The organism is Gemmatimonadota bacterium (genome assembly GCA_040388625.1).
In the GTDB taxonomy this organism is placed as follows: Bacteria; Gemmatimonadota; Gemmatimonadetes; order Gemmatimonadales; family Gemmatimonadaceae; genus Fen-1247.
The window spans coordinates 131,459-156,744 of record JAZKBK010000002.1; the positions used below are offsets into that span (position 1 = coordinate 131,459).

The following is a 25,286-nucleotide window of genomic DNA, read 5'->3' on the forward strand; positions in this document are numbered from 1 at the left end:
CAAACTACTATTCTGTCGCCGAGTCGAGTGGGTTCGGCGTGGTCGTATCGATGTTGAAGCGGAAGGGCTGCTCCACCAGCTGGCGCACGCGCTTGCCGTTGAGGCGCGCCGGCTGGAACTTCATGCGCGGAAGCGCGTCGCGCACGGATGCAGCGAACTGCGGATCGGTGGAGTCGATTATCTCGAGCGACTGAACGTCGGCCGTGCCTGACGTATCGACGATGAATCGCACCGTGACCTTTCCCGGCACGCGGCGGGCCAGAAGGTCGGGCGGATACTGAGGAACCGCGCTGCCGTACGAGAACTGCACCGCGTTGTCCACCTCGAAGCTGGTGTAGACGTTGTCACCAGCCGCGGACGCCGTATCTGCCGAGGTTATCGGAGCGTGGACTTCGCTGTCGGCGGCTCGCCTGGCTGCCTGGTCGGTCTTTGCCGCCTTGCCGTTGGCACCGTCGCCGGGTCCGATACCAGAGAAGTACGCCAGCGAGGCAAATGCCGCGATGTGTTCCCCACCACCGCCAGCGGCGGACGGACTGCGTGGCGGCGGAGGGATGAACGAGACCAGCTGGCCTTCGGGTTGCGGACGATCGAGTACGTCGCCAACCGTCCAGACCAGTGCGGCGACCACCGCGACGTGGAGTGCGACGCTGAGCACGGATGGCCAGATGGACGGGCGCGAATACCAGAATCGTCCGACCGCCGCGCGAGGGCGTCCGCCCGTGGGGATCGCGATGGGTGGACCGAGTGAAGCGACAGCGCTTTCGGCATGACGAGGTGCATTCAGCATCGGAATAGCCCCTCAGATTGCGCACCCGGGAGTGGCGCGTTCTTGAAACCGTCTTGAAACTTACAGTCGTTCCAGTTCGACGGACAGCCGCTCGCGCGTCACCGGCGCGTCAGGGGCGTAGCCCTCCGGAGCGGCTACGTTCCGCTTTGTAAGAGTATTGCCGGCCGTGCGACGGTTTACCACGAAGATGCCGGCAAGCACCAGAGTGCCGCCGATGATCTGCGCCAGTTGAAGCGGCTCGCCGAGGAACACGACGTCGAGAAGTGCCGTGACCGGTGCGACGCCCAGCAAGCCGACCGACGCCGCCGTCGTCGGGAGCCGTCCGAGCGCGTAGGTGACACCAAGGTATCCCGTGACTTGCGTCACGAGTCCAAGTGCGATGAGCGATGGCCATGCCGACGCCTTGAATCCGACGAGCGGCGCTTTCATCAGCAGGCAGACGATAAACATCGTCACCACGCTGCCGATTATGGCGAGCGTCGTGAAGGTGATCGTATCCATGCTGACTCGCACGCGGCCAGTCGTGATCAGGTAGGCAGCGAAGAACACCGACGCAGCCGCAGCGAGCATGTCGCCGCCGACGTCGCCGATTCCCACACCGCCTCCGCCTGGCCTGATCATGTCGCCACCGACCATGACGATGCAGCCACCGAGGGCGAGAGCGAAGCCGATCCAGAACACCGATTTTGGCCGCTCGCGAAAGAGAATCCACGTCCCGAGGCCAACGAGCATCGGCGAATTGTTGGTGAGCACCATCGCGGTGGTCGCCGACGTCTTGAGCACCGCCGTATTGAACAGTGCGAGATCCATTGCGAAGAACGCGCCGCCGAGCAGGGCGATGATCGTCGCTCTCGCCGACGGCAATTTCCCGCGGCGGGACAGCAACCAGTATGGGACGAGCACTACAGCCGCGACGAGTGCGCGATAGAACGCAGAGGTGACGCCCGGTACGTCGGCCCATCGAACGAGCGGTGCGGACCACGCGATACAGAAGACGCTGAGCGCGAGCGCGGCGAAAGCACGCACGCGTGCCTTTCGTTGTGTTGCAGCCGGCCCGTCTCGAGATGTAGTGCTTGTCAGATCAACTCCGGAATGTTACCATCAATACATGTTAGATGGTAACGCGACTTTTGATCAAAGTCAATCCATGATTTCGAGGAGACGGTAATGCCCGAACATCGGCTGGGAACCCCGGGCGAGTACTACGTGCTCGAGTCGTTTCTGTGGCGTGAATTTACAGGTGTGGACGATTGGCTGGAGTGGACCGAGGAGCACGGACTCGCGCGAGCGACGACGTCGACGCGGGAGGTCTTCGGTCAGGCGATGGCGCTCAGGGAAGCGCTGCGCTCGCTCGAGGCGATGAACAATGGCGAGCGCGTCGACGACGCGCCCGCGCGTCTGTTGAACGAGCTCATAGAGTCACTCGGCGTGCATCCGGTGGTCGAGCCGTTCGGAGATGTGAAGCTGAGGGCGAGTGCCGTGACCGGGCGCAACGCACCGATCGCCAGCGTACTAGTCACGGCCCTGGACGCGATGTCGAAGGGGATGTGGGAGCGATTCAAACTGTGCCAGGATCCGACCTGCAGGGCCTCGTTCTACGATACGACGAAGAACGGGACGAAGACGTGGTGCTCGATGGAAGTGTGCGGGGCGCGGAACAAGATGCGGCGACTACGGGAGCGGCAGCACGGATGATCCTGCTCGGGCGAGCGACGTTAGTCCCGGTACCGTTGGGAAGCGGGCGCCATTAGATTTTTAGGGCTTACCGGGAAGCGTGGGCGGGATGGCTCATCCACGTGGTGGTGAAGGCGGTAAGTGGTTGCAGGACAATGGTTTGGCCAGGTAGCTCAGTTGGTAGAGCAGCGGACTGAAAATCCGCGTGTCGGCAGTTCGATTCTGCCCCTGGCCACTGTGGTAAAATGTTGCGACTGAAGGAGTTACACGCAAAGCGGCCACTGATGTAGTTGACCGCTTTGCATGTAATGTCCCCAGAAAGTCCCCAAGTTTGCGTTGAGAGCCGAGTTAGTAAAGAGGTCATCTCTCTATTGCTACGATCTGCTGCGTGGACTCCGAGCCCCCTATCCGAGCGCGTGACAGAGCCGGCCCTGATCGGGCAGGCGACTCAGGCTTCGAGCGGTCGCACCTGGACAGCCGTCCCATAACAGAGGACTTCGGTCACGCCCTGCATCAACTCATTCGCGTCGTAGCGGATACCGATCACCGCGTCGGCCTCTGCCATGTGCGCGTGAACCAACATGGTGTCAAACGCTTGCCGACGGGTGCGCTCGGCGAGTTCTGTAAAGAGCGAGATGTTCCCGCCGAACAAGGTTTGCAGGCCGGCCCCCAAGGTCCCAAACACCGACCGTGACCGGACGACAACACCGCGCACCACGCCCACGTTCGCCACAATTCGAAAGCCGGGGATGTCGAATCCGGTCGTCGTCATGCTGTACGGAATGTCGGCGACTTGCGAAGCGATGATGGAGTCCATGGCGGATTGTGTCGTGGGTGATTAGCTGTATGCGTCAGAGGTCTCCCTGCACGCGCGAAAGAATATACCGCCATCGGCGCCAGCCGACGTCCGTGCGTTTACGAGATACGCCTCGCGTCTGCAGCGACGGTCATCATGCGTTGGCCGCCGCTGCTGTTTTCGCCCCCCCAGCCTCGCCCGAATCTTGCGCTCGAGCAGTTTGCCGATTGACCTCGCGCGAACTCCCCACCAGAACGGCAGCCAGCCCAAGTGAGTCCAAGAGCGGCACCACCTCGCCCGGCCCCTGATCTCGATCCGGCGCACGATCCAGGCTTCGCCGAAGCACGCCGGCGCGCCGAGCGCGCAGTTGCCGAGACGCCGGCGGACCTGATCGGCGCGCCAATACCGTGGGGCAAGAAAGGATCGCACGAGGTCCGCATCGGTACCGCGTCGTGGACGGATCCGACGATGACGCGCGCTGGTGTGTTCTATCCGGCAGGAACGTCGAGCGCCGAGGACAGACTCAGATATTACGCCAGCCAGTTTCCCGTTGTCGAAGTGGACTCGTCGTATTACTCGCTGCCAGAGCGCGCGACGGCGACTCTCTGGAGCAAGCGAACGCCGGACGATTTTCTCTTCTACATAAAGGCGCACGCCCTGATGACCGGGCAGCCGACGGAAGTCGCGCGACTCCCCGCAGGACTGCTCGAGCTTCTTCCGCCGGAGCTCGCCGCAAAACCCAGGATATACGGAAAGGATCTCGCACTCGACGTGAAGGCAGCGGTATGGGACCACTTTCTCGATGCACTCGGTCCCTTGACGCTGGCTCGCAAGATGGGCGGCATTCTGCTTCAGTATCCGCGCTGGTTCCTTCCAACGCCCGAGAACAAGCATGAGATCGAGGAGGCAGCGGAGCGCCTCCGTGGGATACCTGTTGCCGTAGAGTTCCGGAATGAGTTCTGGTATTCGAGCGACACGGCAACCAAGTGGACGCTCGACATGCTTCGCGATCTCTCGCTGACGCACGTCATTGTTGACGGGCCGCAGGGGATGAAGAGCAGTGTGCCGGCAGTACCGGCGGTCACGACGCCCACGCTCTCCATCGTGAGACTGCATGGGCGCCGAGCAGCAACGTGGGAAGCGGCCAAGGTTCCAACGGTCGAGCGTTACAGGTATCTCTACACCGCACGGGAACTCACCGGCCTTGTCACCGAGATCGAGGAGGCTGCGTCCGAGGCGGAGCGCACGGTGGTGCTCGCCAACAACTGCTACGCGAATTACGGTGCGACGACCGCAAGAGAGCTGATCGCGCGACTCGCGTCGCTATGAGCCACTTCTTTTCCAGCGGCACCCAAGTTGCCGGACTCGGCGCGAGCACGATCGCGGAATGACACTTGACGTGTCTTGAAGTGTCTTGAAGTGTCGGGCGGCATGCACATGGCATGCACATTATGATTGATACCACCCAGCAAGGCGCCGTCTTCGCGCGCGCCAGCGACACCTGAGGAGAGCAGACATGAACAAGCTGACCACCTGCCTGTGGTACGACCACGGCGAAGCCCGCAAGGCGGCTGAGTTCTACGCGAGTGTGTTCCCCGACAGCAAGGTCGGCGAAAGCCACGCTTCGGCCTCAGACAATCCGTCTACGAAGGCGGGAGAGGAACTCACAGTCGAGTTCACCGTCCTGGGTCAGGCGTTCGTCGGCCTGAATGGCGGGCCAAACTTCAGGCCGAACGAGTCGGTCAGCTTCATGGTCCTTACCGACAATCAGGAAGACACCGATCGGTACTGGAATGCCATTGTAGGCAATGGCGGCGAGGAGAGCCAGTGCGGCTGGTGCAAGGACCGTTGGGGCTTCTCCTGGCAGATCACACCACGCGCGCTGCTCGAAGCGACGACTGATCCGGACCGCGCAGCAGCGAAGCGCGCAATGGACGCAATGTTGACGATGGGGAAGATCGACATTGCGAAGATCGAGGCGGCGAGGCGGGGAGAGGGGCGGTGAGTAGGATCACCGGCTGAGTCATTTAGTTTTGCATATGCTTCTATCCGCTGAACGTGCGGGCCAGAGTTTGGCGAGCGTTTTACATGCTGCACGCATATCTGATGGTCGCCTGGCGAGCCTCATGACAGCGATATAGTCATGGTAGAAGTTTGAGTCCGGAAGCCCGCGCATGTATGCCGCGCGGGCAAGCCGGATGCCGCGCTCCCAGTCGCCACCTTCCATCGCCCACAGTCCCACAGATGCGATTCTGGCTGTCGAGTCGCCGCGCGGAGTTCCATCACTCCGATAGTCGAACCATCCTTTTGAGGCAGGTGGTGTAAACACGTCCGCTAAATCCTTTGCTGTCAGCGGCCCCGTGTTGTCGACAAGGGTTGCGCGGGCTGGATGATGGCATGCGCCGCTTGCGAAGAGCACAAAGATTAGAATGGACAATCTCATTGCTGCAGTACCAATGCTCGACTCATGGCTGTTTTCCATAGAAGATCATTTCCATCGACCGCGGACGACTCGCTGTGCGTGCGGCTTAACGATCATACTGGCGCATCGTTCGACGTACGACCCACTCCGGCATATCGTAGGCGCGCAATCGTGCCAGCTCGCGTTCACGCTTTTGTTCTAAAGTCCACCACGGTGTCTGAAGCACGGTGCTGTAGTACTTCAGCAGCGATTCGTTATCGGGCAGGAGCGTGGCGAAAGCGATTTGTTGACGAACCGCTGCAGCCTCGTGACGCGCCGCGTTTGCGCGTGGCGTCTTCACCACTCCTCGACCACATATCCGCGCGTGCGCTGCCTCGTGCACCAGCATCATGGCAATTGATCGTGGATCGCCTGCAACTACATTCTGCCAACTTAGTACACAGCGTCGCGTGCTGACCTCGAAGTATGCGCCGCCCGCCCGCAGGAGCCAGATTGCGGACAGATCTCGCCGCATGCGGCCGAGCCGGCGGTGGTCGTACTTGTCGATCAGGCCGAGCGCCAGAGTAACCTTGGCGAAGAAGAGCTCGTTGACTCCATCTCTTGCGTCGTCGAAGCTGACAAGCGGAATTCCGTACGCGGAGGCGCGTCCGCAAACCAATGCGACTACGCCAATAAGGGCACGAGAGATGTGCCCGGCCACGCCCTTCAGCACCTGTGAGCCAAATGCCCTAAATTCCATTGTCGCGCGCGACTGTGAGCGTCGGGTGGGTTCCCCGAAAAGATACGACTTCCTTGCTACTTCAGCGACTTGGCTTTCCTGACGATTCCGTTTTCCCCGTCGTTCGTGCCGCCGAGCGCTTGATCGTTGCCGCCAAAATTGAAGGTGACGACGCCGTTCTCATATTGGATACCGGTATGCGGCTCGACGTTTACCTCGACCGATCTTATGTCGAGCGGCGAGGGTTCACCGTTGAATGGCGTGGCGACCAGTTCGGAGTGTGCCCAACGGGCGATTTCGTTGTGCTTGGTCGACAGCGTGTATTCAATACGGCGACAGTCCAAGCCCTTCCGACAGAGAAAGGATATGATCCTGCTTATGCCGGTACGTTGGGGACGATGTTCTTCAATGATGGATTGCTCGGAATAGACTGGGCGAGCGGTGAGATAGCACGGACCTCTCAGCACGCTGCTATACGTGCGCTTCTTCCCGACCCGACGCACCGGCTGGGCCTGTTGCCGAACATGCAGGACGGCGTTCCGTTTACTCGATCATTGAGGATCGACGGCCTCCGCACAACTCCGACATTCGCCGTCGCCTCGGGTCGCAGCTCGTGGATTTCGGCGCGCATTGCGAACCGCATTTCTTCACAGCGACATAGCCTGGATGAGATTGATTTGGCACGGAATGAGAGGTTCGACGTGCCTCTCGTCTTTCCGAACACCACGCCAATTCAACACTCGATGAGGATCCACACATCCATTGAGCAGTACGGGAAGGGTTGGGGTGTACCAGAGTGCGACGGAATTCTGGGTGGCGACTTCCTGCGTCGCTGGCTTGTGGTTCTCGACATTCCAGCGGGACAGCTCCTACTGTACGATTACGCTCGCGTTCTACCCGAGCTGAAGATTTCACGCTATTAGGATGATTTTGTTCATCGTCGGGTAAATTGGGATGAACCGTTGGAACTTGGAGCGGCGAGTACACTTTGCACTCGAGTCCCCGCGCCGCTGGCAACAGTAATGCATCTCACTGTACACCGCGCCATGCGCCTCACCATCCGTCGTGCCATCGCGACATACATCACGTTGCTCGTCGCAGCGACTACCGCGACTGTTCCAGCGTCGCCACTGCAGGCGCAAAGCGACAGCGCGCGCGACAGCACAGGCTTCCCGCAACCGACTGTCACCGCAACCGTCGTGCTCCTCGCCACGGGCGCTGCACTCGACCGGCCCATGCGTCGCTTGATCGCCAATCGCGGTCACAGTGCAGTCGTCAATTCACTCTCGAATGCCGGCAACGACCTGGGGACGGCTGGACACATCATACCAGTACTGGCCGGTTCGTATCTGGCGGAGCGCATCGCGGGACGAAGGCGCACCGCGGACGACATCGTCGACGCGGCGGCTGGCTACGCCGCATCTGACATTGTCGAAGGATTGCTCAAGAGCGCGGTAGGCCGAGAACGCCCGATGGTGAGCGGGAATCCCGAACGCTTTCACCCGTTCACGAGTCACGGCGACTTCCACTCGTTTCCGTCCGGGCACATGACGCACATCGCCTCTATCGCTGCTGCTGCTGCGATAGAATCACACGAGCCCTGGCTTCGTGTGCTCGGGATCGGCGCGACCACGCTCGTGGGTTGGCAGCGCATACACGCCGATCAGCACTGGACCAGTGACGTGATAGCCGGCACGCTGCTCGGCGATTTCGTCAGCAGCGCAGTGGTGCATCGGTTACGACGGCTACACGGCCATCCGTTCGGTCTGTGAGTCGATCGCGATCGGCAGAAGTCTCGCGAGCCGATGCTCAGCCGTCCGTCGAATCCGCCAGGCGGTAACGGAGCCTCCAGAAAATGAAACCCGTGACAACGGCCGCAAGCGCGAGTACTGCTCCAAATTCACTCAACAGATATTTCGTTCTACCAGTATTCACCGTCACGGTATCGAAGAATCCCTGTATGAAGAGATTGTGACTCGCGTGCATGATCGCAGTCGGCCATACACTTCGTGACCGAAGGCGCAGCCACGCCATCGGGAAGCTGATCCCGACAACCATCACGACAAAGCACGCGATCGAGTATGCTGCGGGCGTGCCGCCGTTGTAGCCGGCGAAGATGATGAGAGGTATGTGCCACACCGACCAGATGAGCCCGCTCACCAACGCGGTGCGCGTGAACGTCAGCCCTTCCGCGAGCTTCGGCACCAGAAAGCCGCGCCAGCCGAGCTCCTCGCCAAGCGCGTAGACCAGGCTCGTGAGAATTCCGAGGATGATGAATCGCCACGCAGATGCGTGGAACCTACCGAGATCAACGCCGCCGAATCCGGATATCCATACAGCACCGTAGGCTGCTGCTGCATAGACGATGGGAAGCAAGTAACCGATGATTTCATATCTCGTCGGTCCCCATTTCCATCCCTCGCCACGCACGTTGCGCTGAAATATCAGGCGTGTCGCGAGCGCCGAAACTCCCGGACACCACATCAGCAGAAGGACGTAGGAGCCGCTGCCCGCGGTCAGCGTTCCAGCTCTGGCAAACAGTATGTAGAAGATGGTGCTGAGCCCGAACGTGAAGATCAGGAACGTGGCAAGCTCTCTCGTCAGACGCGGGGTGAAGCGGTGCATCGACTCTCCGGAGGAAATGAGGACCACTGTTTGCTCACGAATTTGCGAACGGCGATAATTTTACCTCAATCTCAGCCAACTGGATCGACCGATGAGCCACCCCGACGCAGGCAGTTCCTCCGCCGTCGTAAGCCACTATGCCACCACATCGCTCACGACGCGGATAGGTGATGCTCTAAACCAGACTGGCCTCGCCGGCAATAACGATCTGATCAACTGGAAGGATCTCGCCCCGCTGGATGAGTTCCATGTCCGCGGTCTTGCCGCAACCGAAGAGCTCGCGGCTGAGCTGAAAATTGCCCCCGAAGCAACGGTACTCGATGTCGGAAGCGGGCTCGGCGGCCCCAGTCGGTTTCTTGCCGCCACGTACGGCGCGCACGTAACTGGAATCGATCTCAGTCCGTCGTTCGTCGATGGCGCCACGATGCTGTCAGAGCGCACCGGACTCGCACACAGAACGACATTCCGTGTCGCGGACGCGCTCGCGCTTCCGTTCGAGGACTCGAGCTTCGACCACGCATGGACCCAGCACGTCGCGATGAACATTCACGATAGAGCTCGACTCTACTCTGAGATCTTTCGCGTGCTCAAACCGGGCGGTCTGTTTGGGATCTATGATGTAATCGCTGGAAACGGCGAACCGTTGATATTTCCGGTTCCATGGGCACGTGAGCCCGCCATCAGCTTCCTTCTAACATCCGAGGCACTGCGCGATGTACTCTCGGCTACCGGATTCGACGTCGTATCCTGGACCGATACGACTGCCATCGCAAATGAGTGGATCGCAAGACAACAGGATGCACGCTCTCGAGCCCCGTCATCTCCTGCAATCGGACTTCACCTCATAACACCGCCCGACTTCCCCGTCATGATGGCGAACCTTGGACGTAACCTCGTCGAAGGACGAGCCCGGATGCTTCAGGCAATACTGAAACGGCCGGCGTAACACGCTCCAACGCTGATGGCGCAGCCCGAGTCGATCGACTCGGACTGCGCCATCGGAAAATCGCAAGGCGATCTGGTTTACGGCAATACTACATCGACACCGCTGATCGTCTTGCCCGATATCACTGTCACCGCCGGAACGAGCGCGGGATGGTTCAACGAGCCAGTCGGCGGTGTCGCGCGTACCGCGTAGGTTCCAGGCTGCAGCCACATCGCCGAGTACACACCGTTCGCGTCGGAGGTGGTCGTCGCAACTACGTTGGCCGACACCGTATCCGTGAGCGCGGTTCCCGCCTTGAGAATCTCCACGGACGCATGCGCGGCAGGCGTTCCAGTAGCCGTCGAGTCGTGAATCGTTCCGGAGATTCCACCGGTCTCCTCAACTGCAGTCGCGTGAATCACCGGCTTGAAGATCAGACCGTTCTTGCCGATGCTCCGGCCGCGCATGACGAAGCTGCGGCCCAGATCGAAGTCGATGAGCATCTGCGACTTGCCGCTCACAACAGTGAACGGCCGCGTAAGATCGATCTTGATCCCGCTCCGTCCGGCGCCCGGGAATTTGATTCCACCGTTCGCGCCCGTCAGAACCGATCCGTTCTTGAGAGTTATCGAGGACTTGTCGACGTCGAGCACGAGCCGGAAGCCGCGATACGTTCCCGTTGGCAACGTCGGCTGTGCAAGATTGACCGACTTCCCGCCCTGCAGATCGAGAAGATTGAAGGTCTGGTTTGGCGTTGCGAGTGTTACCCAACCGTGCGATGGATCGGTGTTGGAGTGGGAGTCATCATCCTTCCCGCTGTCCGCATCCACCGAGTCCACATCGGCAATCCTGCCATCGATCCGCACGACGAACAGATCCGCGCGTGCCACTGAATCAAAGGGGAATGGAGCATCGGTCAGTGCAATGGAAACCGAGCCGGACGTGGATGGCGACATGCCACTGTCCGAACCGGAGCTGCACGCTGCAAGAGCTGTAGTAGCACACAACGCGAGTGCGACGACAGAGTGGGAAGTAATGGGACGACTCATAGATTCTTTGCTCCAGAAAGGTTGAAAGTTTTCGCAAAAGCCCGCGCGAGCGCGACGATCAGCGCCCGTTCCTGCCATCATCACGGACGACCCTTGCCAGTCGTCGGCGGTTTACCGTGCGCCGCGCCGCTCTCTCGTCCGTGAGTACCTGCATTACCGGGAACGCCCGCAGGCGGCCCATGCGCAGCAGCGCCGGTTTCTGCCTCGCCCCCGCGACCGCCGCGAACACCATTCCCGCGGCCCTCGTTCGAGTGATTCTCCGACGCTACGCCATTATCGCGTCCGGACGACTCGATGTCCGCGTCGGATGCGCGCGCCGCGAGCTTGCTCTGAACTCGCTGCAACGCCTGATCGGACGGCAGGCCGCGACTCACCAGGCTTCCAATTACATACAGCGGTACAGCAAGAGAGCGTCCACTCGGCGCACTCCGCGCGAGTCTGGAAACGTCGGGACCGCTGACGCCTTCACGCAAAGCCTCGGCGCCAGCCTCGATCTCGTCACCGGTGGGTTGAGCACTGCGTGCTGCCCGGAGTGCTTCTCTCGCCGCACGCATACGGGCAAGCTGTTCGTCCGCTGCACGTGCAATGTCCGGTGCCGCAACGCCGCGCGCCGCAAATTTGAGCGACCGGTTCAACACTGCGTCGGATGGCAGATTGTCCGAGCGCGCATCGCTGATCACTGCCAGCACGTGCTGGGCGACATTCGCCGGCAGCACAGCCGAAAGTCGCGCTGACGGGTCAACCGCGCTGCTCTGTGCGGTCGCGATTGCAGAGCTCGCAAGAAACACGAGTGCAATGATGCTGTTGCTCACCGTCGTGATTGAACGCATTCTCATCGCATGACTCTTGGGAAACAGGAGCGTTGGCCCATCAGCTGATGAAGCACTCTGCCTCGCGCTGATATGGACCTTCACCGGTTAGACTGCACGCTGACCCGGTCCGGTCACATCCGAATTGCAACGAAAGTGTGACGCGCAGCATGACGTGATCGAAGTGCTCATGGTACAATCAGAACGGCAGCCAGTCCGCCGAATTCGTCCGTCACGGTCGTCAGCGACGGCGGCGGAAGCCACTTGCCACCGTCCACACGGACATTCATCTGATAGATGCCCGGTGAGAGAGGCGTCTCGAACGAATACCAGCCATCGGCTCCGCGACTCAACGTGCGCGGCGCCCAGCCGGTGAAATCGCCGTTCACTTCCACGGTGCGACCCCCCGGTACCCGGAGCCGGAGGATCCGTCGCCCGCCGGCGCCGGCTGCCAACTGGAGCTCGGCTACACCGGCTGCCGTCGCGACAGGTTCGAGCTTCGCCATCAGCGGAACCTGTCGCGCGCTGCGCGTCAGGGAAATGCGCACGCCTGCCGATACGAATCGCCCGCCGGGAAACCCCTGCGTGTAATCCACCGGGTACGTACCGGCGCTGGCCAGCAATGCGACGCGCGGCAACAGCCATGCGACTGCACTGACACTGCCCCACGCACGAGCCCCCGTGCCGAGCGCCGGGAGATGCGAGCCCGCACGCGTAACGGCGACCGCTCCCAGATCGAGCATGCCAACTCGCCACTGTCCTTCCGCGGTCATGTCCGTGTAGCGAATGGAATCGTCAACGGCGGTCGGTTGAACGGTAAGCGTCGCGTCAACCGGTCCATTCGCATACCAGAGGCCCGCCTCGCCCTCGCGCACGCTGCGCCAGCGCGAACCGTCCGAGGTCGCACCGCCGCCCGCGCCAATCCAGGCACCGAGGCCCGTCGCGTCCAGATGCAGGCGAGCCATTCCGATCGCGGCACCGGTCCGGTCCCCGTTCTGATGCGCGCTCCCTCCCAACGTCGCTGCCAGCTCGCCCGAGAATGCGCCAGCCGCCGGCGTGAACGCCGATGCGCCGACGGAGCCATTGGCACTCCAGGCTCGGGCCAGCTGCGCAAAGGTCCCCGACGCGGCCACGATGGCGTTATCCCAACCAGCCCGGAACGATGGAGAGAGTCCGGTTGCGGTTGCATTCAGGGAATCGGCGTACCGAAGTTGGGTCTCCTGCACGTCGAGCGAGGAGACAACCCGTTGAGCCGTCGCCACTGCGGGAACACTCGATCCAGCTGCCAATCCGGCGATGAGAAGAATGCACCAACTGACGCGCCCGGACGCCATATGGGAGTTCTTGATAATTGTCGCTATGATCACGCTGTACTGGCGCTATTCTGGCCTATCAATCGCTTCCTACAGTTACAACCGAGCTCGGGGTGTCGAAATCGTCAGCCAGGCGTTCCGACGAAGGATCAGCAACCCAGTGCTTGCCGTCGACCACGAAGGCATACTCGTGCCGCCCTGCGGGGAGTGCCACCTGAGCGCTCCAGACGCCGGGCTTGACCGCGACCAACGGAGTCGCCCGTCGCGCCCACGCGTTGAAGTCGCCCACGAGACTTACCGTCTGCGCCCGGGCATCCGTGAGAACGAATCGTACCACGTAAACGGTGTCGTGGGACGGTGACGCCACAGCCTGACGGGTGGTCTGGGCCATAACACCATTGGTACCCTCAGGCGACCGCTGCACCCTCTCGCCAGTCCGGGCTACCGCGAGCGTCCCGAGACTGACAAGCGCTGCAAAACCTGCGGCGAGAGCTCCCCAGCCGGCTGGTGGAAGCGTGACGGAACGCCGTCGGCGCCACGCCGTAATCCCGGCCGCGCGCGGCTGGAGTCGGAGCACCGCGGCTGCACTGGGCGCTGTTTGCGGGCTCTGCGAGGTTTGAACGGCTGCTCTGACACGCTCTTCAAAACCGGGCCGTGGGCTCTCCGCCGTGCGCAGAATGGACCCCAGCTGGCGTGCAAAATCCGCATCCTCGCGGCCTGGCTCATCGCCTTCGTGTTCCATATCAGAATGGATTTTCACCGCACCACTCCCTCGAGCAATTCCCGAAGTCGCTCACAACCTCGTTTTGCTCGCATTTTGAGCGCCGAGACACCGACGCCGGTGATTTCCGCTATTTCTTCGTAACCGAGCTCTTCGACGTACCTGAGTACAAATACCTCGCGCTGCTCGGGAACGAGTTGCGCGAGGGCGTATTCGATCTCCTCACCAATCGCCGAGTCTTCGCGCGAAGCAGGATCGATGAGGTCTGGAGCCACATCCACGAAATGCCGGTCGCGACGTGCCGTACGAGTAGCTCGCGTACGGCATTCGTTTACCAGAATCTGATACAGCCATGCCCCGAACCTGTCTCTATTTCGGCACGTTGCGAGCGCACGGAAGGCGCGGACAAATGCGTCCTGTAGAGCTTCTTCCGCGTCGTCCCGGTTTGCAAGCATTCGCAGCGCAAAGCGGAAGCACAGGTCCCGATACCGCCGAACCAGGATCGTGAACGCGTCGAGATCACCGTCCACGACCGAGGCGATGAGATCCGCGTCTGGGGGAACCACCACTTCCATGCTATATAGACTAGGTCCGCGCACCGCCGGTCACACCTGATGCGCCGGTTATTCGCGGACAGCCGCCATGTTCAATCTGAGGCCCGATCGAGAGCAGTCCGAACAATCCGAACAGTCCCCATGATCGCATCGATTCAAGCACTTATTACGGTTCTCCTTGCAGCTGGCACGGCCTTACCCGTGGCTGCCGCAGCGCAAACGGCGCCGTCTCCGACGATGGCCGCCGGCCTCGCGACCGCGGATTCGCTGGTCCAGGCGGCGGTCGCGAGCAATCTCATCCCCGGCGCCGTGCTCGTAGTCTCGCGCAACGGCAAGGTGTTGCAGAACCGTGCGTTCGGATACGCCGAGCTGTATGACTTCAAGCTGCATCGGCTGGCGCATCCCCGCCCGATGCATACCACCACGATGTTCGATCTCGCGTCGGTGACGAAGGTGATGGCAACGACGTTCGCGGTGATGATGCTCGTCGATCGCGGACAGGTGAACGTGGATGCGCCGGTTTACACGTACCTGCCGGACTTCCGCGGGCCGCATCTCGACAGCATCACCGTTCGCAATCTGCTCACACACTCCGCGGGCCTCGTACAGTGGCAACCGCTGTATTACCAAGCCTCCAACGAGCACGAGACGTACGACGTCATACGCAGGATGCCGCTGCAGTGGGGCGTTGGCGAAGGTCGCCATTACAGCGATCTCGGCTTCATGCTGCTTGGCTACATCGTCGAGCATGTGAGCGGCGAGCCACTCGACGTATTCGTGCAGAAGGAACTGTATCAGCCACTCGGACTCAAGTCGATAACATTCCTTCCGAAGAAGCACGGCTTCACCGACTTCGCTGCCACGGAACAGGGAAATGGCTACGAGAAGCACATGGTGTACGACTCGACTTTCGGATATCGGTATCGTGGCGATCCGACCGCGTGGAACGGCTGGAGACAGTACGTACTGAACGGAGAGACCAACGACGGCAATTCGTGGTACGCTAACGGCGGAATCGCGGGACATGCGGGGTTGTTCGCGACAGGCGCGGATCTGCACGTGTTACTGGATCTGCTGAACAATCGCGGATCATACGGCGGCCATCAGTACATCCGGCCTTCCGTAGTCGATTCATTTCTCACCGTCGACCGGTTTCAGAACTACCTCGGCTGGATGAAACCACCGAATACACCGGACGGCAGCTACATGCACAACGGATTCACGGGGACGTACGTGATCGGTGTGCCGAAGGCTGGCTTGTCGATCGTGCTGCTGACGAACAAGCAGAACGTCGGCACGAACAGCCGCGGATACTTCTCCGATGTGAAGCCGCTGGATGAAGGCGTGACGAGGGTGTTGGTGAATGCAGCGATGGGAAAGTAATCTCAGACATCATCTGCCAGCATCCGCATGCAGCACGCGCCACGCGGCGTTCAACATCGGCTCCAGCTCCGCCCCCCACAGAATCCACGAGTGCCGCCCGGGAATCTCGTGGTACTCGTACCGTCCGCCATACGCACGCAGTGAATCCGTGAATGCCCTGTTACTCGGCAGGAAACTCGGATAACCGTCATGCGTGCCGATAGCGAGAAAGACGTACGGAAGACTGTCCGCCATCGTACGGCGGAAGATGCGCAGTGGATCGTACTCCGCGACCGATGCGACGCCGCCGGATCCAAACGCTTTCAATATGCTTTTCCCCGTCCCATTCCAGAGAACGGTATCTGATTGTCCCATCACACTCGCCACCGACAGTGCAGCGCTCAATCCACCGACAAAATGATATCTGCGTGGATGACGCAGACCGAGCATCACCGCGCCGTAGCCGCCCATCGAGAGTCCGGCGATCGCCTGGCGCGTCGTGTCGACTGAGAAACGCCGGGTCACTTCGTTGTAGAGATCTACGGTAATGAAGGTTTCGTACGCCGCGCCCGGAGCTGACCGCGCGTTTACATACCACGAGTTCTCGGCGCTGGGCAGCACGACGATGAATGGGTACCGCTCGATCTCCTTCAGCAGATCCGTGCGACGCAACCAGTCATCCTTGCCGCCTGAATAGCCGTGCAACAGCCAGAGAACCGGGTAACGCTGGTTGGCTTCATATCCGGACGGAAGCACCACATTGTACGCGACGCGCCGGCCAAGCGACGCGGCGTTGACTGTGTCGGTCTCTACACGGACAGAGTTATCGCGTACATATGGAGTTGTGGTTGCACAACCAGCGGCGAGGAACGCCAGGGCCGCAGTCAGCACGCACGAATGTCGCCTGTGGGGCATTATGCCCTAGAACATAACACCCACGGTGATCGGGACGAATGCCATGCTTCCGTTGTCCTGGTTCACGTGATGGTATCGAGCCTCGATGAACCCATCGAAGAGCACGAACGGCACCGACACGCCGACACCAAGATTGAATCCAAGATTGCTCTGCGACGTGCTCCCGCCAGTGGTCGGCGAGATGCGGACATTGTACACGCCCGCTCCACCGATGAGATACGGGCGAACTATGGGCACTGGCAGCAGATGGACCGGAACGACGACATTGGCTGTGAACCCGAGCACGCGCGCATCTGCGTTGAAGCCACCTTGCGGATTCGTCGCGGGAAAACTGACATTCTTGCTGCCGAATCCATTATAGGCCACGTCTGCGCGCACGCTGAACGGCAACACGGGAAGCCCGATGCCCACCGAGCCCGTGACATTGTAGCCGGTGTTGACACCGGTGAATTGGCCCCTTCCATTCGCAAGATCTTCCATCGGAACGGAAACGCCGCCCGATATTCCAAAAGTGATCGGGCTCACGATCGAGGTCGATCCTTGCGCAACCGCAGTTCGTGCGCTGAATGTGAATCCCGCCATTGCCGCGACAACTGTCACTACGGCAACACGCTTTCCGGCAGTCGACATCGAATTCTCCAGATCAAGTTTGCGCGCACGCATTGCACGCAGGCACCGCACGTTTCGTGCGCGTCCTGCGCTTTCTATCTCTGTCCACTGCTGAACAGATTGAGGATGTTTCCATCCGGATCCTTGAACCAGGCGACGCGCATGTTGCCCGACACATGGATGTCCCCTTCGAGCACGGTATCGGGCATCGTGTAGTGCTCGAACGTTATGCCCTTTCCGCGCAGCCCCTTGACGATGTCTTCAATCTCATCGCCAGCGTCCCAGCTCGCCGAAGTTGCCTGATTCGTGCCTGCGTACTGCGATGCGTAGACGAGGAGCATCGTCGCACCGCTGCGGTAATTGAGAACGCCACGTCGCCGCGGGCCGTCGTGCACGAAGCCGAGTGTGTCTTCGTAGAATTTCTGCGCCACATGGATGTCTTTCACCGCGATTGTGGCAAAGACGTTTCTGTTCCCCAGCATGCCTGTTCCCCCTTTCGTGTGGGCAACGTCGTCCGCGAATTACGGGCCGTCGAGGCGCCGGGCGTCCCCCTGTCGCGCTTCACCTCGCGCCTCAATGTCTACTACGTTATACGTACTACGTGGTGCGATATATCAGACCCGGGGCTGATGAGCATGGAAATGGATGATACCGGCCGGTTTTCCGACCCGTCGCTGCTCATTCTGACGAGTCTGGCGGACGGGCCAAAACATGGCTACGCGATGACCCGGGACATCGAGGATTTCGGCGGCGTCGCGCTGGGGCCGGGCACGCTCTACGGAGCCATCGCGCGTCTGGAGGAGAGCGGCTTGATCGAGGCGCTGCCAGCGGAGGACCGGCGCAAGCCGTACCGACTGACGCGCGATGGATCGCACGAGTTGGCAGCACGGCTCCGCGGCATGGCGAGATTTGCAGCAACCGGGCTGGCTCGGCTTGGGGCTGCGTCCGAAAGTGACTGCAAATAGAATTCGACAATGCGCATAGCTGTCTTCGCTGACGTTCACGGAAATCTGCTCGCGCTGGAGGCAGTCCTCGCAGACATCGCGTGGCGCTCGCCTGACGTTACGGTCAACCTCGGCGACTGTCTCTCCGGACCGCTGCAGGCAGCGGCGACAGCAGACCTGCTCATGTCTCGCGACTTCCTCACCATCCGCGGCAATCACGATCGCCAGCTGCTGGATCGCCCATTCGAGCAGATGGGCGCCGCCGATCAGGCCGCGTATTCGGAGATGAACGACAGTCATCGCGCATGGCTCGCGACCTTTCCAGCCACAGCAGTGCTCGGCGACATGTTTCTCTGCCACGGATCGCCGGACAGCGATCTCACATATCTCCTCGAGCACGTGGGCCCGAGCGGAGCTTCGCTTGCACCGCCGGAGCAGGTGCGTGATCTCGTTCGCGGCATATCACAGCCAGTAGTGCTCTGCGGCCACACGCACATGCAGCGCGCGGTTACGGTCGCGGACGGACCTCTCGTCATCAATCCGGGCAGCGTTGGGCTTCCGGCTTTCCATGATGATGTTCCCTATCCGCACGTGATTCAGTCTGGCAGCCCGCACGCACGCTATGCGATTCTTGACGAATCCGGCGGACATTGGCGCGCGGATTTCATTGCGGTCGAATACGACTCGGATTCCGCAGCGGCGCTCGCCGAGAAATCAGGAAGTCCGTGGGCGCGCGCTATCGCTACCGGGTACGCGCCAGTTCCGTAACGACCGGTGTTTCTACACGCGTCGCCAGCGCGACCACAGTAAGCACGACTGCATTCACAGCCAGCGCAACGAAGCCGACGTTCAGATCCTTCACCATCTGCGGGGCGCCTGGAAGCAGCGTCGCGACGGATGCACCGGTGACAGTGAGAAACACAACGGTGAGCTCACCGGCTACAATCCCGGCGATCGCGCTCGCAGCACTCACACGCTGGCGCTCACCCAGGCTCAATATGAGTGCGGGAAAGAGTTGCGTCACGAAGTTGTAGCCCATCAGAAGAAGCACGACGAGCGTCTGGCCGCCACGAAGAGTGAGAATCACGGCGACCAGTGTCAACACCGGCACGAGCGAGCGCGCGACCAGTGACACGGTTCGGTCGGATGCGGCGGGCGCCATCACTCTGTAAATGTTCTGAGATATGATCGTGCCCGCGGTGATGAGAATCATCGATCCAGGCACGAGCGCCGTCAGCAGGCCGGCGGCCCCGATCACGCCGACGGTCCACGATCCGAAACTCTGCTCGACGATGCGCAATAGCGAGAGATCAGCGGCCGCGCCCTTGAGGCCTGGCACAACGAGCATCGCCGCGAACCCGGTGAAGAACACGAACAGCACCACCAGCTGATACAACGGAAGGATCACCGCATTCTTGCGGAACACGTTCTCGCTGCGTGCCGTGTACACTCCTGCAAAGAACTGCGGCCACATGTAGAAACCCGTCGCCGTGAGCAGGACTGTGGAGATGAACCATGCCGGACTCATTCCGGATCCAGGCAGCGTCAGTGCGCCCGGTTTCGCCGCCTCGACGGCCTCGAACATCGCGCGGTACCCGCCGAAATAGTGCAGTGGCAGATAGACACCGATGCCAACCGCAGCAGCGAGAATCATCACATCCTTCAGCGCAGACGTCCACGCCGACCCTCGCACTCCAGACACCACCACATATCCGACCAGTGCGATGCTCGACGTCCACACCGCCACTGCCTGCGTGATGACTCCGCCCGAGGCTTCGGAAACTATGATGCCGAGTCCCTTGAGTTGAAGCACGAGATACGGCACGAGCGCCGCGACGCTGACGAGCGCAACGACGACACCGAGTGTCTTGCTCTCGTACTTCGCAACGAAGAAATCCGCCTGCGATACGAGTCTGCGCGTCTGCGCATATCGCCACACTATCGGCAGCAGGAAATACGAGACGCTGTATGCGATCGCACCGTAACAGAGGATGTAGAATGCAGGAGCGCCCTTGCCGTAGGCCCAGCCACTGCCGCCGAGGAAGGTGAACGTCGTGTAGATCTCGCCGGCCATGAGCAGAAACACGAATACCGATCCGAATCCGCGTCCTCCAACGCTCCACTGTTCGAGACTCATCACATGGCCGCGTCGCGCCATCAGACCGAGCGCGATGGCCAGTACAAAGACCCCGATGATTACAGCGAGCGCCGGTGTCACGATGATCTCGAATCGTCAGGCACCGTCGCGGCCGCACTCGCCAGCTCGGCATCGCGCCTGCTGTCGAGCAGGTAGATGAGCGCCATCACGAGGGACGTGATCACAACCCACACAACGATCCACGCGAGCAGAAACGGCAGGCCCAATACGTATGGATGGACGCGATTGGCGAATGGCACGCCGCCAAGCATCCCGAGTGTGGGAATCGCGGCGAGCCAGCGATATCGCCTCATCCGTGCGACGGCGCGAGAAAGTCCAGTGCCGCGACGACGAATATGCGCGTTCCGCAGTCGAGTGCGCGCTCGTCGATGTCGAAGCATTCGTGATGATGCGGCTGTACTATCCCTCGCTCCTCGCAACGTGCACCGACAAAGAAGAACCCGCCGGGCGCACGTTGCTGGTACGCTGAAAAATCCTCGCCGCCCATGCAGGGAATGGCCTCGGTGAGCGCCTCCTCACCAAGTGCACGAACCACTGCTCGACGCAGCAGTGCGGCGGCGCGCTCGTCATTCACTACTGGCCGATAACCGCGCTCGTACGAAAATGTGTAGCTCGCGCCATGCGCCGACGTGATGCCGGCGAGAATGCGCTCGATATGCCGCGGCATTTCCGTACGCAGATTCTCATCGAAAGTCCGTACCGTTCCTTCCATCTCGACCGAGCCTGGAATCACGTTGTGCGTGGTTCCGCCGGCAATCCGCGTTATCGATATCACCGATGGTTGCAATGGATCGACGTTACGGGCGACAACGTGTTGCAGATTGGTGATGAACTGCGCGGACACGGCAATCGGATCGACGGTCTGATGCGGCAGGGCGGCGTGCCCGCCGCTTCCCGTAATCGTTATACAGATCTTATCTGGGGCAGCCATGAGTTCACCGGCCTTTACGCCGACCTTGCCAACCTCGAGGGGAAGCCAGAGGTGTGCGCCGATCACGATATCCACCCCGTCCATCACACCAGCCTTCACCAGCTCCTCGGCCCCGCCAGGATGGAGCTCCTCGGCGTGCTGGAAGATGAAACGCACCTCGCCAGCGAGCGAATCGCGTCGGCCGACCAGCACCTTCACGGCGCCGAGCAGCATCGCCGTATGGCCGTCGTGGCCACATGCGTGCATGGTGCCCGGGTTCCGGGAAATGAAACTGTGGGTGTTGCGCTCCTCGATCGGAAGAGCGTCGATGTCTGCACGGATGGCCAGCACCGGCCCCGGACCCGCGCCCTTGAGGCGCGCCAGGACACTCGTCGGAGTGGGTCGCGTGATCTCGAGGCCGCCGAATCCAGCGAGAGTGTCGGCAATCCATTGAGAGGTTCGCTCCTCGTGAAACGAGCGCTCAGGGTGCTGATGCAGGTAGCGCCGCCACCCTATGACCTCTTCGCGAACCGTCTCTACGGTTTCGCTCTGTGAAACTGGAGCCGCCAAGGAAAACCCCCGCCAGAGTTCGCTGGATGTTACAGACTTGCGCGCGTGTTGGACAGGGGCAGACACCGGGACGAGCGATCGCTGGCATGTGATAGCAGCGTACAACGCACGGTTCGCCGCAGGAATCCCGCTGTTCACGCTCGAGTCGTTTGTGTACGCCTGTAACGTGGTTACGCTGCAAGTCGAATGGTCGGATCACAGTTGGGACAGTGTCTTCTCGCAATCGTCATGGCGGCGTGGGCGACCCCCGTCACGTATCGGACGGTGCATCCACCACCGGCGCATGCGCCACGTGATCCAACGCAGGTCGAGATGCGGAACGTCGATTTCTATGTCGATCCGGAGATAGTGCTCCACATCCACCGGCTCCGCGGGACGATACGCAGCAAGGCTGGCGGTCCGGTCCTGTTCGACGACAAGCGATCACTCGTCATCCATCTCGCAAGTGCTGAAGTCGGTCTGAACGCGAACGACATTACGGCGCTGCTCAACAAGTACGTGTTCGCGTACAAGGGTGCACCACTCTCCGGCCTGCACGTAACGATTTCCGGATCGCAGATAATACTGACGGGGACACTGCACAAGGTCGCCGCCCTGCCGTTCACGATCAGGGCAGAAGTAAGCGCGACACCCGATGGACACATCCGCATGCATCCGGTCCAGACGAAGATCGTCGGCCTTGGCGTCACTCACCTGATGCACGGCCTCGGAATGTCGTTGCAGAAGTTGGTGGATCTGAGCAAGGCGCATGGCGCGTCCGCCGTAGGCAACGACATCTACCTCGCACCGGACAGCATTCTCCCACCACCGACGATCGAGGGGCGCGTGACCGCTGTACGGATCGTGGGAAATGAAATGGTTGAGACTTTCGGCGGCGAGGGGACACCCGAGCAGCTCGGCATCCCCGATCCGAGCCAACGCAATTTCATGTTGTATCGCGGTGGCACATTACGCTTCGGCAAGCTCCTCATGGTCGATGCTGAAATGGAGATCGTCGACCTGGATCCGGAAGATCCCTTCAAGTTCGACCTGGACCGCTACGACGCGCAGCTCATCGCCGGATACTCACGAACGCTTTCGGATCTCGGACTCGAGGTCTACATGCGTGACATCGACAAGATCAAGCGATCTTCTAGTGCGCGCCCTTCGTTGCACTGACCTGCTCGAACGTCACGTTCATGATTGGATAATCGTGCCAATCCTTGTAGTCGAAGTGCCACCACTCCTGCGGGTTCGCGGTGAAGCCCTCGGCCTCCATCACCGAACGCAGCAACGCCCTGTGCCAACGTTGTAGCGACGTGCCACCCGGATATTCGGCGTACGCCCGATCGGTGCTCTCGTCGTAAGTGCTGACCATCGCGACTGGTTGGCCGGTCCTGAGATCGTACAGCGTGAGATCCACGGCGCAACCGCGATTGTGCATCGATCCGTGTGCTGGATTTGCAACCAGCCATTTCTTGTCTGCCGGAGTCGCGTCCCAGAAGATCTTCGTCACGTACCACGGGCGATACGCGTCGTGAATCAGCAAGCCATAGCCACGCTTGTGCAGCGCGCGGCTGGCGCGAACCACGGCTTCGGCGGCGGGCCGTTGCATGAATGCGCGCGCCTGCGTGTACATGCGGCTGCCCAGGAAGTTGTTGGTGGTCGCGTAGCGGATCTCGAGCTTGATCGTGGAATCGAGCGTCGTCAGCTCGACCAGATCCGGCTTGCGCGCGCTCGGCGGCTCGACAGGCGGCGCTGCGGCCAGAGCGATGGTACGCAACTCCTCCACCGGACGGACCGGCGTTACGCGTAGCTGAGTGCCGGATTCGGGTCCAATCTGCCTGCGTGGGAATACTATCCCACCAACGGTGAGCTGCGTTGCGCGGCCGTTTGCACCGCGCTGGAACGTCACTCGCGAACCACCGTACAACCCTTCACGCGGCCACTGAAACACGTCAGCGGAAATCTGGCGGACGGGGTACGGCGTGAGCCATTCGACTGTGGCGTAGAGCGATCCATCGCGTTCCGAGATGAGCATTCGATCGCCGTCACCGTATTCGCCAATGAGACCCATCCAGGCGGATGGAGCAGGCCTGGGCGCGGGGCCGATGCTCGTCTGCGCCCTGACGGTAGCAGCGCCGAGTGTCGACAAAATGAGTGTCGCGCAAACGAGCGCGTTGTATGCGCTTCGACGCTTGCCGACGGTTGATCGTACAGTCGGTTCAGTCACAGGCATCACAGCTCCGTCCGTATGAGGTCATACAGTACTTCGGTACTGCGCCAGCCACTCTGCGCTCCATGAATCGAACACACCACCTTGAAGTGCGCCACGGGCGCCGCGCATGAGGTTGATGAGGAACGATATGTTGTGCAGCGCGAGCAGCCTCTTGCCAAGCATCTCTTCGCTTGCAAAGAGATGCCGCAGATATGCCCGGTCGTACTGCATACAGCAAGGGCAGTTGCATCCGTCCACTAATGGACGACGATCGGTGCGATAGCTGCTCTGCCGAATCTGCATCTTTCCATCAGGGGTGAATGCGGTCCCATCGCGACCCATCCGCGTTGGCGCTACGCAATCGAACAGGTCGATGCCGCGGCGCACGCCCTCGATGAGGTCATCCGGGAAGCCTACGCCCATCAAATATCGTGGGACGTTGCGAGGTAGAATCGGATCGCACACTTCCAGCATCGCGTACGTATCATCCTTCGTTTCGCCGACGGACAAGCCACCTATCGCGACGCCGGACCAGTCTCCACTGTCGAGAATTCCGGCGACCGACGCTCTCCGAAGATCCGGATAGGTACCACCCTGCACTATGGGAAAAAGCGCCTGCGGCGGCGCCGGACTGTCACATGCAAGAGTCGGCGCGCCAAGCGGCACTGCGAAATCCGGAATCGGAGCACGTCCTTCGCGAGAGATCCGATCGAACTCGATCCTGCAGCGTTGCAGCCAGCGGAGGCTTCGCTCCATGGCAGATCGTGCTGCTGCTGCATCACTCCGACCTTGAATCAGCTCGTCCAGCTGCATCATCACGTCGGCGCCAAGATTGCGCTCGATCCGCATCACGCTTTCCGGCGTGTACTGATGCGTCGAGCCATCGATGTGACTCTGGAATTCGACGCCATCCTCGGTCACTGTTCGGAGCCTGGCCAACGAGAACACCTGGAATCCGCCGGAGTCGGTAAGCATGGGGCCGTTCCATCTCGTAAAAGCATGGAGACCGCCGAGCGCACGTACCATCATGTCGCCTGGACGAAGGTAGAGATGGTACGCGTTCGCCAGTACCATCCGGCCCCCAGCTGCTGCGACCTCCTCCATCGAGAGCCCGCGCACGACGCCATGTGTGCCTACGGGCATGAAAGCGGGTGTCTCGACTACTCCATGCGGAGTGTCGAGCCAGCCGAGCCGTGCAGAGCCGCACTCATGTGACATTCGAAATGAA

29 protein-coding genes and 1 tRNA gene are annotated in these 25,286 nt (G+C 61.0%); 11 read left to right on the forward strand and 19 right to left on the reverse strand.

Annotated features, from left to right (window positions below):
- Nucleotides 1–7 precede the first annotated feature (7 nt).
- Nucleotides 8–787 carry an energy transducer TonB gene (locus V4529_04245; protein MES2357533.1) on the reverse strand — a complete coding sequence of 260 codons (780 nt, stop codon included), beginning with the start codon at nucleotides 785–787 and terminating at the stop codon, nucleotides 8–10.
- A 60-nt stretch (nucleotides 788–847) separates the two neighbouring features.
- Nucleotides 848–1,813 (reverse strand): DMT family transporter, encoded by a 966-nt coding sequence (locus tag V4529_04250; GenBank protein ID MES2357534.1) that lies wholly within the window; start codon nucleotides 1,811–1,813, stop codon nucleotides 848–850.
- A 141-nt stretch (nucleotides 1,814–1,954) separates the two neighbouring features.
- On the opposite strand from V4529_04250, the gene V4529_04255 reads away from it, so the two are divergent.
- Nucleotides 1,955–2,482, forward strand: a complete 528-nt coding sequence (locus tag V4529_04255) for a CGNR zinc finger domain-containing protein (protein MES2357535.1) — start codon at nucleotides 1,955–1,957, stop codon at nucleotides 2,480–2,482.
- A 141-nt stretch (nucleotides 2,483–2,623) separates the two neighbouring features.
- Nucleotides 2,624–2,696: transfer RNA gene (locus tag V4529_04260), tRNA-Phe, on the forward strand.
- A gap of 213 nt (nucleotides 2,697–2,909) precedes the next feature.
- On the opposite strand, the gene V4529_04265 is transcribed toward V4529_04260, so the two are convergent.
- Nucleotides 2,910–3,278, reverse strand: coding sequence for a heavy metal-binding domain-containing protein (locus V4529_04265; protein MES2357536.1), 369 nt, complete (start codon nucleotides 3,276–3,278; stop codon nucleotides 2,910–2,912).
- 249 nt (nucleotides 3,279–3,527) lie between these two features.
- Here V4529_04265 and V4529_04270 point away from each other — a divergent pair, with 249 nt between their 5' ends.
- Nucleotides 3,528–4,586, forward strand: a complete 1,059-nt coding sequence (locus V4529_04270; protein MES2357537.1) for a DUF72 domain-containing protein — start codon at nucleotides 3,528–3,530, stop codon at nucleotides 4,584–4,586.
- A 187-nt stretch (nucleotides 4,587–4,773) separates the two neighbouring features.
- Nucleotides 4,774–5,262 (forward strand): VOC family protein, encoded by a 489-nt coding sequence (locus V4529_04275; protein ID MES2357538.1) that lies wholly within the window; start codon nucleotides 4,774–4,776, stop codon nucleotides 5,260–5,262.
- 523 nt (nucleotides 5,263–5,785) lie between these two features.
- On the opposite strand, the gene V4529_04280 is transcribed toward V4529_04275, so the two are convergent.
- Nucleotides 5,786–6,418: a hypothetical protein gene (locus V4529_04280; protein MES2357539.1), complete on the reverse strand. Its 633-nt coding sequence runs from the start codon at nucleotides 6,416–6,418 to the stop codon at nucleotides 5,786–5,788.
- Between the two features lie 56 nt (nucleotides 6,419–6,474).
- Nucleotides 6,475–6,741 carry a hypothetical protein gene (locus V4529_04285; GenBank protein ID MES2357540.1) on the reverse strand — a complete coding sequence of 89 codons (267 nt, stop codon included), beginning with the start codon at nucleotides 6,739–6,741 and terminating at the stop codon, nucleotides 6,475–6,477.
- Between the two features lie 399 nt (nucleotides 6,742–7,140).
- Between V4529_04285 and V4529_04290 the strand changes: the two genes are divergently transcribed.
- Entirely contained in the window at nucleotides 7,141–7,320 is a 180-nt protein-coding gene (locus V4529_04290) for a hypothetical protein (GenBank protein ID MES2357541.1), read from the forward strand.
- Nucleotides 7,321–7,419: 99 nt separating this feature from the next.
- Nucleotides 7,420–8,169, forward strand: coding sequence for a phosphatase PAP2 family protein (locus tag V4529_04295; protein ID MES2357542.1), 750 nt, complete (start codon nucleotides 7,420–7,422; stop codon nucleotides 8,167–8,169).
- Between the two features lie 37 nt (nucleotides 8,170–8,206).
- Here the strand turns inward: V4529_04295 and V4529_04300 are convergent, their stop codons facing one another.
- On the reverse strand, nucleotides 8,207–9,049 hold the full coding sequence (locus V4529_04300; GenBank protein MES2357543.1) for a type II CAAX endopeptidase family protein: 843 nt from the start codon (nucleotides 9,047–9,049) through the stop codon (nucleotides 8,207–8,209).
- A 64-nt stretch (nucleotides 9,050–9,113) separates the two neighbouring features.
- On the opposite strand from V4529_04300, the gene V4529_04305 reads away from it, so the two are divergent.
- Nucleotides 9,114–9,968: a methyltransferase domain-containing protein gene (locus V4529_04305; GenBank protein ID MES2357544.1), complete on the forward strand. Its 855-nt coding sequence runs from the start codon at nucleotides 9,114–9,116 to the stop codon at nucleotides 9,966–9,968.
- A gap of 77 nt (nucleotides 9,969–10,045) precedes the next feature.
- On the opposite strand, the gene V4529_04310 is transcribed toward V4529_04305, so the two are convergent.
- From V4529_04310 to V4529_04330, 5 genes are all read right to left on the reverse strand, one after another.
- Nucleotides 10,046–10,996, reverse strand: coding sequence for a DUF4382 domain-containing protein (locus V4529_04310; GenBank protein ID MES2357545.1), 951 nt, complete (start codon nucleotides 10,994–10,996; stop codon nucleotides 10,046–10,048).
- An 80-nt stretch (nucleotides 10,997–11,076) separates the two neighbouring features.
- The gene (locus V4529_04315; protein MES2357546.1) at nucleotides 11,077–11,832 is read right to left on the reverse strand and encodes a hypothetical protein; all 756 of its coding nucleotides are present in this window, start codon (nucleotides 11,830–11,832) and stop codon (nucleotides 11,077–11,079) included.
- A gap of 161 nt (nucleotides 11,833–11,993) precedes the next feature.
- Nucleotides 11,994–13,139 carry a glycogen-binding domain-containing protein gene (locus V4529_04320; protein ID MES2357547.1) on the reverse strand — a complete coding sequence of 382 codons (1,146 nt, stop codon included), beginning with the start codon at nucleotides 13,137–13,139 and terminating at the stop codon, nucleotides 11,994–11,996.
- 58 nt (nucleotides 13,140–13,197) lie between these two features.
- On the reverse strand, nucleotides 13,198–13,878 hold the full coding sequence (locus V4529_04325) for an isoamylase early set domain-containing protein (GenBank protein MES2357548.1): 681 nt from the start codon (nucleotides 13,876–13,878) through the stop codon (nucleotides 13,198–13,200).
- Nucleotides 13,875–14,414, reverse strand: coding sequence for a sigma-70 family RNA polymerase sigma factor (locus tag V4529_04330; GenBank protein ID MES2357549.1), 540 nt, complete (start codon nucleotides 14,412–14,414; stop codon nucleotides 13,875–13,877). Before V4529_04330 ends, V4529_04325 begins: the two co-directional genes overlap by 4 nt.
- 120 nt (nucleotides 14,415–14,534) lie before the next feature.
- On the opposite strand from V4529_04330, the gene V4529_04335 reads away from it, so the two are divergent.
- Nucleotides 14,535–15,776, forward strand: coding sequence for a serine hydrolase (locus V4529_04335; protein ID MES2357550.1), 1,242 nt, complete (start codon nucleotides 14,535–14,537; stop codon nucleotides 15,774–15,776).
- Nucleotides 15,777–15,785: 9 nt separating this feature from the next.
- Here V4529_04335 and V4529_04340 read toward each other — a convergent pair whose 3' ends face one another.
- The 3 genes from V4529_04340 to V4529_04350 all read right to left on the reverse strand — a co-directional run bounded on the left by V4529_04340 (nucleotide 15,786) and on the right by V4529_04350 (nucleotide 17,761).
- Nucleotides 15,786–16,646 (reverse strand): alpha/beta hydrolase-fold protein, encoded by an 861-nt coding sequence (locus tag V4529_04340; protein ID MES2357551.1) that lies wholly within the window; start codon nucleotides 16,644–16,646, stop codon nucleotides 15,786–15,788.
- Between the two features lie 30 nt (nucleotides 16,647–16,676).
- Nucleotides 16,677–17,300, reverse strand: coding sequence for an outer membrane beta-barrel protein (locus tag V4529_04345; GenBank protein ID MES2357552.1), 624 nt, complete (start codon nucleotides 17,298–17,300; stop codon nucleotides 16,677–16,679).
- Nucleotides 17,301–17,374: 74 nt separating this feature from the next.
- The gene (locus V4529_04350; protein ID MES2357553.1) at nucleotides 17,375–17,761 is read right to left on the reverse strand and encodes a VOC family protein; all 387 of its coding nucleotides are present in this window, start codon (nucleotides 17,759–17,761) and stop codon (nucleotides 17,375–17,377) included.
- A gap of 153 nt (nucleotides 17,762–17,914) precedes the next feature.
- Between V4529_04350 and V4529_04355 the strand changes: the two genes are divergently transcribed.
- Together V4529_04355 and V4529_04360 are read left to right on the forward strand one after the other, a co-directional pair.
- Entirely contained in the window at nucleotides 17,915–18,244 is a 330-nt protein-coding gene (locus V4529_04355; GenBank protein ID MES2357554.1) for a PadR family transcriptional regulator, read from the forward strand.
- Between the two features lie 9 nt (nucleotides 18,245–18,253).
- Nucleotides 18,254–18,991 (forward strand): metallophosphoesterase family protein, encoded by a 738-nt coding sequence (locus V4529_04360; protein ID MES2357555.1) that lies wholly within the window; start codon nucleotides 18,254–18,256, stop codon nucleotides 18,989–18,991.
- Here V4529_04360 and V4529_04365 read toward each other — a convergent pair.
- The 3 genes from V4529_04365 to V4529_04375 are packed head-to-tail and all read right to left on the reverse strand — an operon-like array spanning nucleotide 18,966 to nucleotide 21,861.
- On the reverse strand, nucleotides 18,966–20,381 hold the full coding sequence (locus tag V4529_04365) for a sodium:solute symporter family protein (protein MES2357556.1): 1,416 nt from the start codon (nucleotides 20,379–20,381) through the stop codon (nucleotides 18,966–18,968). The two genes, V4529_04360 and V4529_04365, sit on opposite strands and share 26 nt — an antisense overlap.
- A gap of 56 nt (nucleotides 20,382–20,437) precedes the next feature.
- Nucleotides 20,438–20,674 carry a DUF3311 domain-containing protein gene (locus tag V4529_04370; protein MES2357557.1) on the reverse strand — a complete coding sequence of 79 codons (237 nt, stop codon included), beginning with the start codon at nucleotides 20,672–20,674 and terminating at the stop codon, nucleotides 20,438–20,440.
- Entirely contained in the window at nucleotides 20,671–21,861 is a 1,191-nt protein-coding gene (locus tag V4529_04375; GenBank protein ID MES2357558.1) for an amidohydrolase, read from the reverse strand. Before V4529_04375 ends, V4529_04370 begins: the two co-directional genes overlap by 4 nt.
- 201 nt (nucleotides 21,862–22,062) lie before the next feature.
- On the opposite strand from V4529_04375, the gene V4529_04380 reads away from it, so the two are divergent.
- Nucleotides 22,063–23,019, forward strand: coding sequence for a hypothetical protein (locus V4529_04380; protein MES2357559.1), 957 nt, complete (start codon nucleotides 22,063–22,065; stop codon nucleotides 23,017–23,019).
- On the opposite strand, the gene V4529_04385 is transcribed toward V4529_04380, so the two are convergent.
- Both V4529_04385 and V4529_04390 read right to left on the reverse strand, forming a co-directional pair.
- On the reverse strand, nucleotides 22,994–24,079 hold the full coding sequence (locus V4529_04385; protein ID MES2357560.1) for a M15 family metallopeptidase: 1,086 nt from the start codon (nucleotides 24,077–24,079) through the stop codon (nucleotides 22,994–22,996). The two genes, V4529_04380 and V4529_04385, sit on opposite strands and share 26 nt — an antisense overlap.
- Before the next feature lie 21 nt (nucleotides 24,080–24,100).
- A complete protein-coding gene (locus V4529_04390; GenBank protein MES2357561.1) occupies nucleotides 24,101–25,276 on the reverse strand; it encodes a tRNA guanosine(34) transglycosylase Tgt in 1,176 nt (391 codons plus the stop codon).
- Nucleotides 25,277–25,286 lie beyond the last annotated feature (10 nt).